At 32.4% G+C, this 13,406-nt stretch carries 13 protein-coding genes and 1 pseudogene; 2 read left to right on the top strand and 12 right to left on the bottom strand.

Features of this window, described 5'->3' with window-relative positions; genetic code table 11:
- The first annotated feature begins 269 nt into the window (after positions 1-269).
- Positions 270-659, top strand: a complete 390-nt coding sequence (locus H8796_RS00755) for a helix-turn-helix transcriptional regulator (RefSeq protein ID WP_004323519.1) — start codon at positions 270-272, stop codon at positions 657-659.
- 45 nt (positions 660-704) lie between these two features.
- On the top strand, positions 705-1,112 hold the full coding sequence (locus H8796_RS00750) for a helix-turn-helix domain-containing protein (RefSeq protein ID WP_004323518.1): 408 nt from the start codon (positions 705-707) through the stop codon (positions 1,110-1,112).
- A 379-nt stretch (positions 1,113-1,491) separates the two neighbouring features.
- Here the strand turns inward: H8796_RS00750 and hxsC are convergent, their stop codons facing one another.
- From hxsC to H8796_RS00690, 12 genes and pseudogenes are all read right to left on the bottom strand, one after another.
- Positions 1,492-2,352, bottom strand: coding sequence for a His-Xaa-Ser system radical SAM maturase HxsC (gene hxsC, locus H8796_RS00745; protein ID WP_233530402.1), 861 nt, complete (start codon positions 2,350-2,352; stop codon positions 1,492-1,494).
- Positions 2,336-3,757 (bottom strand): His-Xaa-Ser system radical SAM maturase HxsB, encoded by a 1,422-nt coding sequence (gene hxsB / locus H8796_RS00740; protein ID WP_117936167.1) that lies wholly within the window; start codon positions 3,755-3,757, stop codon positions 2,336-2,338. The genes hxsC and hxsB overlap by 17 nt, the downstream gene beginning before the upstream one ends.
- On the bottom strand, positions 3,757-4,104 hold the full coding sequence (gene hxsD / locus H8796_RS00735; RefSeq protein ID WP_004323515.1) for a His-Xaa-Ser system protein HxsD: 348 nt from the start codon (positions 4,102-4,104) through the stop codon (positions 3,757-3,759). The genes hxsB and hxsD overlap by 1 nt, the downstream gene beginning before the upstream one ends.
- 9 nt (positions 4,105-4,113) lie before the next feature.
- Positions 4,114-4,971, bottom strand: coding sequence for a peptidoglycan-binding protein (locus tag H8796_RS00730; RefSeq protein ID WP_117936166.1), 858 nt, complete (start codon positions 4,969-4,971; stop codon positions 4,114-4,116).
- A 527-nt stretch (positions 4,972-5,498) separates the two neighbouring features.
- Entirely contained in the window at positions 5,499-6,368 is an 870-nt protein-coding gene (locus tag H8796_RS00725) for an urea transporter (protein WP_117936164.1), read from the bottom strand.
- A 398-nt stretch (positions 6,369-6,766) separates the two neighbouring features.
- Complete coding sequence (locus tag H8796_RS00720; RefSeq protein WP_117936162.1) at positions 6,767-9,106, bottom strand: DUF262 domain-containing protein; 2,340 nt, start codon at positions 9,104-9,106, stop codon at positions 6,767-6,769.
- Positions 9,103-10,086 (bottom strand): putative phage abortive infection protein, encoded by a 984-nt coding sequence (locus H8796_RS00715; RefSeq protein WP_187343898.1) that lies wholly within the window; start codon positions 10,084-10,086, stop codon positions 9,103-9,105. Before H8796_RS00715 ends, H8796_RS00720 begins: the two co-directional genes overlap by 4 nt.
- 80 nt (positions 10,087-10,166) lie before the next feature.
- A complete protein-coding gene (locus tag H8796_RS00710; RefSeq protein WP_233530444.1) occupies positions 10,167-10,763 on the bottom strand; it encodes an IS630 family transposase in 597 nt (198 codons plus the stop codon).
- Positions 10,760-11,176: a helix-turn-helix domain-containing protein gene (locus H8796_RS00705; RefSeq protein WP_117938168.1), complete on the bottom strand. Its 417-nt coding sequence runs from the start codon at positions 11,174-11,176 to the stop codon at positions 10,760-10,762. Before H8796_RS00705 ends, H8796_RS00710 begins: the two co-directional genes overlap by 4 nt.
- A gap of 66 nt (positions 11,177-11,242) precedes the next feature.
- Positions 11,243-11,461: a hypothetical protein gene (locus H8796_RS00700; protein ID WP_187343897.1), complete on the bottom strand. Its 219-nt coding sequence runs from the start codon at positions 11,459-11,461 to the stop codon at positions 11,243-11,245.
- Between the two features lie 462 nt (positions 11,462-11,923).
- A pseudogene (locus tag H8796_RS00695) lies at positions 11,924-12,577 on the bottom strand (DUF5712 family protein); the annotation flags it as partial.
- A gap of 4 nt (positions 12,578-12,581) precedes the next feature.
- Positions 12,582-13,166 (bottom strand): BfmA/BtgA family mobilization protein, encoded by a 585-nt coding sequence (locus tag H8796_RS00690; protein WP_117936158.1) that lies wholly within the window; start codon positions 13,164-13,166, stop codon positions 12,582-12,584.
- Between the last annotated feature and the right edge of the window lie 240 nt (positions 13,167-13,406).

Here is a 13,406-nt window from a genome sequence, read left to right as displayed (position 1 = left end):
AAGCTATGTCTCGATTGTAACGACTTTACTTACCCCATAGGCTATTAGATTTTATTGGTTAAATGATGATTGTTCAGAATGTCAATGTCAATTGAATATCATTCTGATACTGTTTTGAATGTGGCGCCACGATTCCTGTCAGTAAAAAACTGACAGGACAAAATTATGCATATAGAACTGGGGATTGAAAAAAATAAAGTTGACTTTGATTTGATTTGGGTTGATTTTTACTATCTTTGTCTCAATGTACTACTTAAAAAAATAATGATATGGATATCGAAGTAAAAGATAAAGCGAACCGGAGACATGTAGGGCATAATCTGCAAAAGATCCGTGTTTACTTTGGTATGAAGCAAGAAGCTCTAGCGGCTGATCTTGGTGTAAACCAGCAGGTCATCTCAAAGATTGAAAAACAGGAAGAAATAGAAGAAGGTCTTTTAAATCAAATTGCTTCTGTGTTGGGAATATCTGCGGAAGTGATTAAAGACTTTGATGTGGAGAAGGCTATCTATAATATTAATAATATCAGAGACAACACCTTTGAACAAGGTTCTACATCAATCGCACAACAATTCAATCCAGTGGATAAAATAGTGGAATTGTATGAACGTTTACTCCAAAGTGAAAGGGAGAAAGTGGAGTTACTGAAAAATAAGTGATTATAAATTAGTAGATTGAGATAAGTTAAAAATAAATTTATTATTATGGAAACAGAATCTTATACAAACAATTCGCATTTGGGACGGAAAATAGAACGAATACGGCGTCTTCGTGGTATGACGCAGACTGATTTGGGTGAACTATTGGGAGTGACTAAACAGGCTATTTCCAAAATGGAGCAATCGGAAAAAATAGATGACGATAAATTAAAACAAGTAGCTGACGCGTTAGGTGTCACGGAAGATGGCTTAAAGAAATTCACGGAAGAAACAGTCCTATATAGCACAAACAATTTTTATGAAAACTGCCATGTGAGTGCATCTAATATAGGTCCTATCACTCATGTGGAAAATCTCAATCACTTTTCAATGGAGCAAGCTGTGAAATTGTTTGAGGAATTGTTGAAAATAGAAAGAGAAAAATATAGTAAGGGAAAAGAGGATAGTAAGTGAAAAGGTAATCTTTTTTAGAAAGAATGTAGAAAAAAAGATATTTGGTTATTCATTCGGATATAACTAAGATTTCATTGAAACTTTATAAATAGTGTTTTTTACTATAAATATTGAGGTATCCAAACTCTTTTTAGTTCAAGGAGTTTGGATGCACTATTTTAAAGTTTACTGCACTACAGCATTTTTCACAGCATAAAAGCAGCTATTTCGTGTGGTAAGATGGTGCTTTTATCTTCATACCTGAAACTTTGATGAATAGGGAGATTAACGCAAGGGTGAGAGTATGAGGGTAAAACTGATAAAAACTTTTATTTTTGTATTGATACGTTGAATCAAATATTCTAGTTCTATATGTAAGTATAGCTCGTTTTTTGTTTTATTATATGGGTTTTATACTGGGACTTTGTATTTTGGATGTTGAGAATAGACCGCAGCATTCATGCTTTTTAGAACATTTAGAACAAGCATCTATATAGCAGACTTTCCAATCAGAAATCGATTTTTTTGCGAATTTGTATAATGATGGTTTTAGTAAACAAATAGGAATGTTGAAAATAGAAACATCTAGTTTCCATTCTGCTAAATTTACAACTGCCTTTTCAAGTTCTTTTTGATAATCAATCGGGTCGATCCAAACTTTATTGTGATTTTTGATCGAATAACCAGTGTCTTCTAATCCCATGAATGATATGTATGCAACAAATGGTAGATTCTTCCATATAAATTCAGATAATTGGGGTAGTCTTTGGTAATTCATTTTGTTAATGACTATACGCAATTCTATGTCTGCCCCTATACTTGCGAGATTATATAATCCTTTCATTGTTTCTGTATAAGAACCCTTTACTTGTGTTATGGTATCGTGGTCTATTGAAAAGTCAGAGTGTAATGGAATGCCAAATAAAAGATTGGAAATTTCTTTAATTTTCATGGTATAGCGAATGTCTGAAAAGGCTCTCCCATTAGTAAGTATATGTATTAGACTTTCTGGATAACGAAGTTTTATATATTCAACTAAGTGTATTAATTTTTCTTGCAACAGCGTTGGTTCTCCACCAGTGATCCCTATATTAGTTAATCCGTTGGGAGCATTGTCTATTAGTTTGATGTTTTTGTTCCAAAAGGAATCGATGTCATCCCTGTTTAATGGTGGTTGTGCACACATTAAACATCTGTTATTACATTGTGAGGTAACGAACAGTGAATTATCATTGGAATTAATATCAAAATTCATTTTCATTTCTATTGATCCATTGTTTGAATATTGGCATAACCCTATCATATTCATTCTGAATTAAGTAGAATATATAGGTGATAATTGCTTTGTGTTTTTTGCACAAAGAAGAAGTAGGACGAAAACCATACATGTCATTTTGAGCAGAGTAGTTTCGTACAGGGTCAGCTCCACAGTAAGATTGAAAAGCGCAATCGGCACATCCTGCAATAAATTCAGTTCCCCAAATTAGGGCTATTTGTTGAGCCTTTCTTCCGTAAAAAATACTTTCATATTTATCTGTAACGTGTCCTAGCTTGAATGTGCTATCATTATATTCTGCTAACATCCTTGATTCATCAGATGCATATACATAACCATCGTAATTATAAACAATAACACTGTTGATGATTCCGGAGGGAGATTGTAAATCAACAAAACCTGTTGTAAAAGGAGTAAGTATTTTACGTAATAATATGGAGGTGAATTCTTCAACAAAGAATCGGCCTTGAATATTTATGTCAATAATATAGTCCAATGCGGATTTATAGAATTCTATGAAATTATCGAAATATGTTTCCCAATTTGTATTGTTAAGAGCTAATCCATAAGGATTTAGGGGGCGAAGAAATACATTATTAAAACCATTCGATAAATAATTGTCAATAATCTCTTTGGGATGATTTATTGACAATTCTGATGTGGTCATTAGTGCTGATATTCTGTCTGTTCCTAAATAATTCCTAGCTTTGTTAATTCCTTCTATTACACGGTTATAGCTATCAGCTTTTCCTCGGTTATGATTATGAATGAAAGCTGGACCATCTAGGGAAGTTGAGATAAGTATATTATATTCTTTGCAAAGTGATAGTATTTCATCTGTTAGGTTGATGGAGTTTGTGCATAAAACATATGTTATTTGTTTCTTAAATTCTTGATTTAATGCAACAGTTCTTTTTACTGCTTTCTGTAGTAGTTGAAAAGGTAGGGATGGTTCTCCACCTTGAAATTCCATTGTAATGGAGTGCGATGGGCTTTGAAACATCAAATCTATGGCTTTGAAAAGATGTTCTTCTTTCATGTCATAGATAGCTTCACAGCTTTCCTTGCTTGAAGCCTGACAATAAATACAATTTTGATTACATCTTAAAGTTAAGACAAAAATGTGTAGTGATGTAAATGAATCGAGAAAGGCCTTTTTAGTTCTTAGTCGTGTTGCTATATTGTCTATTAGCTCTGGGATAGGACTTTCAGAGATAAAGAAGTTAGCAACTAAATCCTTGTAAAGATCCTCTTGATTGCTAAGTTGGCGTTTGATGATTCGTTCTGTAGTGCCTGTTGGCACGAAAATAAAATCACCCAATTCATTGACGAGTAATTCTTGTTCCTTGATTCTTTCGAAGCGGAATGGTAATAAATAGTAATGATTCATTATTCCGATGCTAAATTAAAATCCTCAAAATCATCGTTGTTAGCAAAAGCCTTTACATATAAGATGTTACGAATATCTTTAGTTTCATTAGTAATCAAATCTCTGTTTTTATAATCAATTAAATCTTGATTAAATTTATGGGTTACATATTCAAATGTGTATATCTTGTTTGCGCTTGGTTTAAGTTCCAAAGTTATTTCAAATAAATTATCTTTGTTTTTATTCCAATAAATAATAAATGATTCTGCATACCAATATAATGCTTTGGTCAATACACGCTCATTGAATATAGAGGCATTGATTGTAAAACAAAATGTGTTTTCTGACCTTAATTCAGCTTTAATCATAATTGAATATTACTTTTTTAGAAAATATACTGTTTGGGTTTCTACAATGCCATCAGCATCTATTCCTATTGATTTTTGGAATTTAATAACGGCTTTTTCTGTTTCTTCATCAAAAAGGGAAGTTCCCTTGAGTAGTTTTCCAGATAAATATCCTTTGTCGATTAGGATGTTTTTAAGTTGGGTTACATCGTACCCTTGCATTTGTTTTTTAAGTATGCGGTCTCCTAAATTATATTTTTGAACGTCCGTATTTACTGTTTTACGATTTATTTGTTCTATTTGTTTGTTAATAGCTTCAATTGTTTTCTTTCCAACAATACCGTCTACCACTTGATTATGATCCTTTTGAAATTTCTTAATAGCATTTTCTAGTCTAATAGAATATTTGACATCTCCAGAATAATTCTTTTCTATGTCTGACTCTATTATATATCTTATCTTGACTAATTTATTAGCTAATTCTGCAACATCTTTACCTGAAACACCACTAATAATATTTCTTTCTCCTAATGAGTAAGTAGTCTTTGTGCTAGTCGTTGTATTAGTGTTATAGGTTGAAGTGCTGGAGCTTGTAGTAGTTGAAGAACCACTATAGCTTCCATAGCTACTAGATCTGTGTGAAGAATGAGATCTATGTGAAGAGTGCGAGCGATGGCTTCTATGTCCTGCTATTAAAAATGAGTTGTCGTTATGGATTTTAAGTATATATTTCTGTGAGAGATCATTCTTTTTTCCTTGTTCAATGTTGTTGTCATCACTTATTCTTGAAAGGTCATAAGATATAGCATTGGCTTCGTTAGATGAAATAAGTGAAGCTACAGATGTTAAAAAAATGCCTTTTAGGAGATCTTTAAATTTTGTTTTCATAGCTATTGTAATTTATGGTTACTTTTAATTGCAAATATATATTATATAGATGATAATAAAAAATTATTGAGTGTATATTTTGAAAGAATAATTTTGATATAGGGTATATTTAATCAATATATTTATTTATGTTGAAAAAATATATAACTTTATTTATTGAAGTAGTTGTGGTGACTTGCTTTTATTTGAAGTTTAATAGATATATCTAAATCTAAACATTAAGTATGAATGTATGATGGTTCATTTATTATGCGGGAAATTGTTATATCACTTTATATGAGTAAGAAGGTTAATTCACTTTGCTGTAATTCACTTTGTTATTTTCTATAACAATATAATTAAATTCAGCTAAAAAAGTGATATGATAGTTTCTTACATTACACTCATTGGACTAATGTACGCTTGTCTTTCGGCTTAAATGTGGTAATATTTTATACTCATTTAAATAATATAGGAGGCTCCTGCCAAGTATAATACTCTGAGATTATTTGATATTTTCACTAGTAACAAATAGTACAAATAGTCTTTTATTTATTCTGTGTCCTCATTACTTTCTGTATCATTATTATAATCCATACAGATATAACAAAAGGAGCGGTTAAGGTAATGATACCCAATCCCATTCCTAGGATCTGTAATGCAGTGGACAATAAGACTGAGCATCCTGCCCATACTCCACTTTTCCATGACGTTCCTCCTAAAGCTATGGCACATAATACACCATTATAGCCCATTAATCCGGTATTTAAGTTTGTAGCATCTACTTCCAGCAAAATAGCTAGAGGAATAGGAAGAAGTGCTCCTAAGATAGTATAGAGAGTTGCCTTTCGAGAACTGATCAAAATGCCTATAAGAAAAAATAATCCAGCTAGAACTGTATTTCCCTGAAACATGACTTGCCCTATGCTTAAACAGAAGGCTTGGAAATAATTAATATTCTGTGTGGTATCAATAACCGTATCGGAAACTGGTAGTAAATCTGATATAAGCCAGCTACAAACTCCCAACATTCCCCATACAGCAAGAATGAAAGGAGCAGTAAAGCCAGGGAGCAAACGTTGTTGACTGAAAAAATAGGCAATCCACGTGGAAAGGGCCGAAGCGATAGTCAGCATGATTAAACTTCCTACTGATAATTGCAGAAATACGCCAACCGCTATACCTACTAAAGTTCCATTAAATCCGTATAATCCATTTTTAATATCATTGCGTTTATATCCTGAAAAATAGGCTGTCAGTGTACTTATTATATTACCGCAGACTGCTAGCATTCCCATTTTCCATGAGTTTAGGAATATTCCAATTAGCATTAATAATCCGGATAACGCATTATTCTGAAACATCACTTGTCCTATTCCACGTCCCAGAATGAGTAATAAATTGTGTATAAAGACCATTGCATAAAATATTAACTGATAAAATGATGACAAAGGTACAACCTCCTATTGAAACTAACAAGATCAATAGATATGTAATAGAAGATTGTGGTGTTATAAATTACTAGCAAAGTTTTGTGAGAGTAGGCTTGAATGTCTTTTTTTAAGAAAAATCCCCCGATAATCATAGATTATCAAGGGATTTTCTTGGTGATTCGCCTGGGATTCTCCTTTCAGAGTTACCACGCTGATATTTAAAACTTTATATTTTTAACTTCAAGCATATCCCATGAATTATCCCACTAATTTGCTACGTGCTTTTGCGGTAGTTTGCTCATGGAGAATACTGAGGACAAAGATAAAGACTTTTGTTATCACTACAAAAAATGTTTTTGTTTAATTTTGGCAATTCAAGCTAATTACTCAGTTGAGAAGCCTTTGTATTTCTCTCCAAGAGATTTTAATTTATATAAAAACTTTTCAACATATTCTGCATCAACAGTCTTGTCATCTATATTTTTTAACAAAGAAAACATCTCTCTTATATCATTAATAATATCAGATTGGTGCATTATCGCAGATTGTATAGAAAGATCATATAGCATAATCCATAAGATATAGAATTCTTGATAAGAACGACTAAATCTTTGTAAGTTTTTTATATTTAAAATTGCATTAAAACTTTCTTTTGTTGCATTGTCTACCAATAACACATCCTTTATTAATTTAATAATACTTTCTGTCTTATTTATACTTTTCAAAAAAAGCTCTTTTTCTGTCGGTTTAAATTCAAAGCTTTCTAATAAGTCTGTCAAACTATATTTAGTCTTAAGCCTGCAAGTGAATTTTTCCATGCGTGGGTAAAATCCAAGAACCCTAGTAATATCTCCTGTTTTGATATTGTTATAACACAAATATGAAAGAATTGTTATTAGTTCTTCATTCTGCATTCTATCTTTTCTTGCATCTTCTGCATCATCAGGAGCTTTTATATAAAACCATGATACGTATTTAGCAGTGATCTCTCTAATCAATTGTATTACATCTTTGTCAACTATTGAATTCCACATCTCAAATGTGTTAGGTTTAATAGGATAGGGCTTACTATTGAGTCTAATAAATAAATCAGTTGCTTCAAAATCTTCATTTAAATCTTGACTTATTTCAATTTCATCCAAATCGAAATCTAATATTGTATCTTCAACTTCAGATAAAATATCAGAATAGCGTTTACCATTGTAATGTCTCAAAATTCTTAGTTCTTTCAGCTTAAAATTATGGTTGATAGAGTGTACTTTTATCCCCTCTTCATTTATATATGATCTCCCTAAGAATCCTATAATTGACAGAAGTCTTTGTTGCCCATCAATGACTTCTCTTATTCCATCTTTTCGCACATATATAAATAAAGGTGGTAGTTTGATACCTAATAAAATACTCTCAATAATAGAAGATGCTTTTTTTATACTAATTTTTTCTTGTCTTTGATAAGAAGGTCTTATTAAATAATAATTAGATGCTAAATCTGTCATCACCTGATCAATGGGTTTAGAAGCTGGTGAGGGTTTATTAATTCTTAAACTAGCAAGTCTATCCATTGTTAGTTCAGCATCTTTTTCAGTTTGCTTAAGTGAATTTATTTTGTTCTTAAAATCAGAAGATCTTAAATATATCTTAAAATCAAATCCAGACAACCTATTTAGTAGATTGGCTGTATCAGCAAAACGAGCAACAATATTGCCATAGTAATGATCACTATCTGTTTGGTATATGTGAATGTTTTTTTTATAATGCTCATTTAGTGTATGTGCATATTTGCTAATTTCAAATGGAATATTTTCGTTATTAAGAATACGGACTCCCCATAAAAGGCATTCATATGCATTGCCACTATTTACATCAACATAAGCGGTAATATCATGAATTTGTTCTAATAACTTTTTTATATCATCTTCTATACATTGCTCATTTTCTCTTGCATTTCCAATATAATTATCATATAGTAAATCTAAGAAGAAATTTTTACCACTATCTGCATATCGCGTAATTGGCAATGAACTAAGAATTAGTGATTTTCTTAAAAAAGTAACCATATCAACTATAAGTTCATTTTTGATCTTATCGCTATTATAAAAGAAACATTTATTGATTTTGTTATATAAATCATCATTTTCTTTTAGCTCATGTTTGAAATAATCAGAGAAAGTATCTGAATCATATTTCGCATTATCTACCTCCGATTGATTTAATGGGGTTATTCCTGAATTATATCGTCTAAATATTTCTTTTTTTATTTTATCCTCAATTATAGGGTCTAATGCTGGCATACCGACAACCTCAAACTCGAAAATACGAATTTTAGTATTCAAAAATAGCTGTTGTATATCAGGATTAAGTTTGCTAAAAGTCTTTTTGGCAAGAGCTTGCAATTCCAATAGTCCAGATAGATGTAAGGCAAAATCATCTTCTTTAAATCTTTTTAAAGTTTCAAATCTTTGCCTACCATCGATTACTTCAACTTTCATTCCTGATTTGTAAAAAACTAGTGGTGGGATTTCTGTTCCTAAAACAACACTTTCAATAAAGAAAGATTGTTTATCCTTTTCCCAAACATAGTTTCTTTGATAGTATGGATCATATTTTATTCGCTTTAAATACCTGTCACTTAATAATGTAGCGACAGATACAGTTCTTGCATCCTTCTTTAGGTTGTTCTTGAAGGTTTCAATAAAAGCCTCTTGGTTATTATTATTTATCATAGCTCTATATCTTTATTCAATTTTTCAATTAATTGTTCATTAAGTATATACTCATATAACATTGTTCCATCAACTTCTGCTTGTTGTCTAGAAGCGAACTCCTTATCTATTGCCTTGAATTGGGTTATATATAATTTATCGAATAAATAGTCATATATAATTTGTTCAAAATGTTCAGGAATTCTTGATTTGTCAAAACATGATATTTTAATCGTCACCTTTTCTATATAAGATATTGAAATAATACAACTTAAACTATGATGCTTTTCCTCTATCTCTTGAAAATCAAACGAGTCGCAAAATTGATTAATAGTCTTTTCTAATAAAATCGAAAAACCTTCAAGAAAAGCGGTTAAAGCATAATTATTCTCTGTTGTTATATTGTATTTTTTTCTAAATTCAATTTTTGAAAGAGGATGTATATGCTTTAGAATATTATATTTATAGATTAGAACTGTTGATTTATTTGCATAAACTGAATGATAGTTATAATACATTATTAGCAATTCGTAGTCTGTTAATTGCGATCGTATAATTTTAGCATAAAACATCTTCTCTTGATTACTTAGACTTAGACTACTATCTATTATTTTTAATAATCTATATATTGTTTTGAAGTAATGAGACAGTCTTCCTTTATTATGCAAGAATAAATCCACATATTTTTTTTCTATAATTTTATGACAATTCAAAGGGGATTCATTTATGAGTTCCACATCAACCGATCCATTCAATTTTAAAAAAATAGTTTTAAAGAAATCTTTTTCTTCATCGTTATTGTTTAATTCATTTTTTATTGCGATGTAGACATTCAAAAAAGCATAAAAGCTGGATTCAAACTGTTGTATCTTCATTGTATGTTCTTGCTCTTTCATTGTTTTATATTGCTGTTCATAGACTATTCTAGTTAAAGCTAATTCCTCTTTTTGTTTTTCAAATTCTTCAATCTGCTTGGCTAATGCTTCATTTTGAAGATTCATTGATTTCTGATTTATAGCAATATCTTTTCGTTGCTCCTTCAATGCAACATAATATAATAAGTAACTGTTCAAAATTAATTTTACAAATATGAATAATTCACGAATAAGTTCGTACCCACAGACGCCAAGGCCCTGTTCGTACAATAGAAAAGCGAGTCCGTAGTCTCGTAATCTATCGGTCTTATCCATTTACCCTTAAGTATACGCCAAAGAATCTCGGCAGGATTAAGTTCTGGAGAATAAGGTGGAAGATAGAAGAGGAACAATCCTCTTTTCTCCCAAATTTTCCTCAGTTCTTTAACTTTCCGATTTCTATGAACAGAAGCATTGTCCAAGACAATTACAGTCTTCTTCGTTACATTGAAAGAGAATCTGTCAAGATAGTCCACAATCTTGTCTGCGTTGATGGACTCTTTTGTGGTAAAGCCTTTATATTGGTTCCTTTTGGTAATCATGCCAAAAATATTAAGCCGGGCAGCTTTCTCGGATGGGATGTAAATATCCTCATTCTTGAATTGCCAGCCATATGGAACATAACCATTTGTACAGACATGACTTTCGTCGGCATAATATAGCACAAGTTCTCCTTTGGAATCAAGTTCTTCAAGTTCTTGCAACTTCTCTTTCTTGTATGCGTAGAGCTGCGGTGAGGGTTTGCCCCTTGGGCGTTTTCTTATACGCTTATATCTTGCACCAATGTTTCTAAAAAACGTTTGAAAGTAATATCACTGGCTTCTTTACCAGTCGCATTCTGCCATGCTTCACGTGCTTTGGACACACTCTGACGGTCTTCCTCAATTGCCTTGCGGACTGCTTCTTCATCAGAACAATCCATAATAGGCTTTCGCCCCTGACCAGGACGTGTCTCCAAGCCTTTGATGCCATTTTCTTCATAACGTTTTACCCATGTGTAGACAGTAGGTACTGTTACCTCAAGCATTTCTGCTATTTGGGGAGCTGATTTACCTTCTGACTTCAGCAATATGGATTTGCATCTGATACGAAAACTATGAGTAGGGCCATTATGATAGCCTTTCTCTAATTTGAGGCGATCAACCTCTGATAATTCAAGTACTTTTATTGGTTTCATAATTCTATTTTTTCTATAAAACGGAAAATGAACCATATTAGTACTGATATATATAAATAATTTAGATCACCTACTTATTGCAGCAACAAAAGCTAACAGAGTACCCACTACTCCTCCGACAAAGTCTCCAAATTGTGCAATTTTGGCTTCATCTAATATTGGACTAAACTGCCAACTTCCATGAATAATGAAAATGTAAATAGATACAAGTAAGCAAATGAGTGAAGTTATTGCAATAATAGCACTCAATTTTTCGGAAAATATTTTATCAAAACGGTTTGTCATTCTGCATATTCTAATTTGTTTAAATGCAAAAGTAGAAAAAAAAACAGAAAAAGCCTAAAAACGAGAATTTTATATACGACTAGATAAGAGTGGGACTGAAAACATTTATCACAAATATTAGTTCTGAATGCTAGATGTAGCTTATAACCTGCGTCTTTTTTTCTTTTTTGATTTAGGTAATTGTTTCTCTGGGATATTTGAACTTGATAAAACGTCTGTCTCTAGTAAGAAGCAGGGAACTAGAGAACCCAAATAAGGGTTACTTTCCTTATAGCCCAATTGATGATTTAGAGCATATTCATTGTTTTCTTTATTATTTTCATGATGTGGGTGTAAAACTGGAACGCTAGTTTCTTTGTTTTCAAGATTGCTAGGAAACATGTTCACTTGATTGCTAATCTGATCATTTTCTGTTTCTTCTTTGCTGGACTGATTTTTTTTTAGCTGTAGTATGAGTTGTTAGGATATAGAGCCGTTCTTTATCGTATTGTAGTAATCAAATGATTCTGTTTGCTGACGATTGTAGTTGAATAGCTTATCAAATCCTAGTTCTGCTTGCTGGAACAAGTTCACACGATCGAAACCACCTTTAATTATCCCGCTTTTAGTGCTCTTGTGGTTGGTGAGCGGTGATAACTTCTTTTTATTGGCTTGGTCTTTCCGGCTAACAATCAAATGACAGTGCATATTCAACTCATTATCTGAACGGCTACGATTAAAATGAATCTTACCATAGAACTTTATATGCGAAGCGGATAGCTCTTTGTTGAAGTTCTTGGCATATTCAGGAATAAATACTTCACGAATATAGCGTTTCATGGCTTCGGCTTGTTCCTGTTCTGTGTTACCCATTGCTCGGAGTTCCTTTTCCGATGGACTGACATGAATAGCGTAAAACTTAGCATCCGTTTTTAGGAGTTGCCCGATATTGGTATCTATATCTTTTAAGACCTTCGATTTATAGATGTTATCATTCGTCAGATTGAAAAAGCCTTCGGTATAAATACCTTTTTCTATTCGCTCTAAATCTTCATGTTCTAAATAATTGGCTAACTGACGGCTACTGCCAGCATTATTATATGTTCCGTTTGATGGTGGAGCAAAATCTATGTGCATAATCTTACGTGTTTATCAGATTACTAATTTCAGCTTTCAGGTTATCTTTTCTTTTGCTATCCATCACACCGCAGGCGGAGAGTTCCGAATAGAGTTGTATCAGGTGAAGTAATTTTTTATAGTCCCGTTGGTGTATCTGATAAAGTGCATTAATCTGTTTCGACTGATTGTTTATCACATCAGCATGATTACAGAACTGTTCACTTAACTTTTTGAGTACGGCTGTTTGTTTCTCTTGACTGGTTTCCAGTTGAAAGAGAATAAGAGTTTCCAAGGTTTTGCCGATAGTATCGAAGCGTAAAGCAATAGAATTTGTAGCCCGTATCATCGGATTCAGTTGTTCTTCTTCATAGTGACGGATGAAGCGAATAATATCATCCTGTCTCTTATTTACTTTCGCCAGTTCCGATTTTACGGATTCAGGTGCTTCGGATGGGTTGATATGCGCCTTATCTATATACCCGAACGCCAATTTTACAACTTCGCTCTTTTTCAGTGAATAGCGTTTGCATATCTTTTCTACCAAAGCTGCCGTTTCCTTGTCTATGGAAATGGTGGTGAATATCGTTTTTCGACTGTTATTTGGCATAGTAATTACTTTTTTATAGAAATACGAATAGATAAATACCTGATAATAAGCATTGAAAAGAAAATGCTTATTACAGGTGTCATTACAGTGTGTCCTTGTAGCACGCTAAAGCCGAAGGCTTTGCCTCGCAGAGCAAGAGGGAAGAACAGGACTTGTCCAGTTCCCTCTTGCTCAATTTAGCGAAACGTGCGAAGCCGGAAGGCGTAGCTGTTTCAGCTAAATTAGGGTGGCAGCATAGAG

Source organism: Bacteroides sp. M10 (genome assembly GCF_014334015.1).
Classification (GTDB): domain Bacteria; phylum Bacteroidota; class Bacteroidia; order Bacteroidales; family Bacteroidaceae; genus Bacteroides; species Bacteroides intestinigallinarum.
Note: the sequence above shows the minus strand (reverse complement) of the source record. Positions and strands in the feature narration are given on the sequence as shown.

What these genes read in the sequence shown, in the direction of transcription:
- H8796_RS00755 (WP_004323519.1), top strand. Translation starts at nt 270, where the DNA reads ATGGATATCGAAGTAAAAGATAAAGCGAACCGGAGACATGTAGGGCAT.
- H8796_RS00750 (WP_004323518.1), top strand. Translation starts at nt 705, where the DNA reads ATGGAAACAGAATCTTATACAAACAATTCGCATTTGGGACGGAAAATA.
- hxsC (WP_233530402.1), bottom strand. Translation starts at nt 2,352, where the DNA reads ATGAAAATGAATTTTGATATTAATTCCAATGATAATTCACTGTTCGTT.
- hxsB (WP_117936167.1), bottom strand. Translation starts at nt 3,757, where the DNA reads ATGAATCATTACTATTTATTACCATTCCGCTTCGAAAGAATCAAGGAA.
- hxsD (WP_004323515.1), bottom strand. Translation starts at nt 4,104, where the DNA reads ATGATTAAAGCTGAATTAAGGTCAGAAAACACATTTTGTTTTACAATC.
- H8796_RS00730 (WP_117936166.1), bottom strand. Translation starts at nt 4,971, where the DNA reads ATGAAAACAAAATTTAAAGATCTCCTAAAAGGCATTTTTTTAACATCT.
- H8796_RS00725 (WP_117936164.1), bottom strand. Translation starts at nt 6,368, where the DNA reads ATGGTCTTTATACACAATTTATTACTCATTCTGGGACGTGGAATAGGA.
- H8796_RS00720 (WP_117936162.1), bottom strand. Translation starts at nt 9,106, where the DNA reads ATGATAAATAATAATAACCAAGAGGCTTTTATTGAAACCTTCAAGAAC.
- H8796_RS00715 (WP_187343898.1), bottom strand. Translation starts at nt 10,086, where the DNA reads ATGAATCTTCAAAATGAAGCATTAGCCAAGCAGATTGAAGAATTTGAA.
- H8796_RS00705 (WP_117938168.1), bottom strand. Translation starts at nt 11,176, where the DNA reads ATGAAACCAATAAAAGTACTTGAATTATCAGAGGTTGATCGCCTCAAA.
- H8796_RS00700 (WP_187343897.1), bottom strand. Translation starts at nt 11,461, where the DNA reads ATGACAAACCGTTTTGATAAAATATTTTCCGAAAAATTGAGTGCTATT.
- H8796_RS00690 (WP_117936158.1), bottom strand. Translation starts at nt 13,166, where the DNA reads ATGCCAAATAACAGTCGAAAAACGATATTCACCACCATTTCCATAGAC.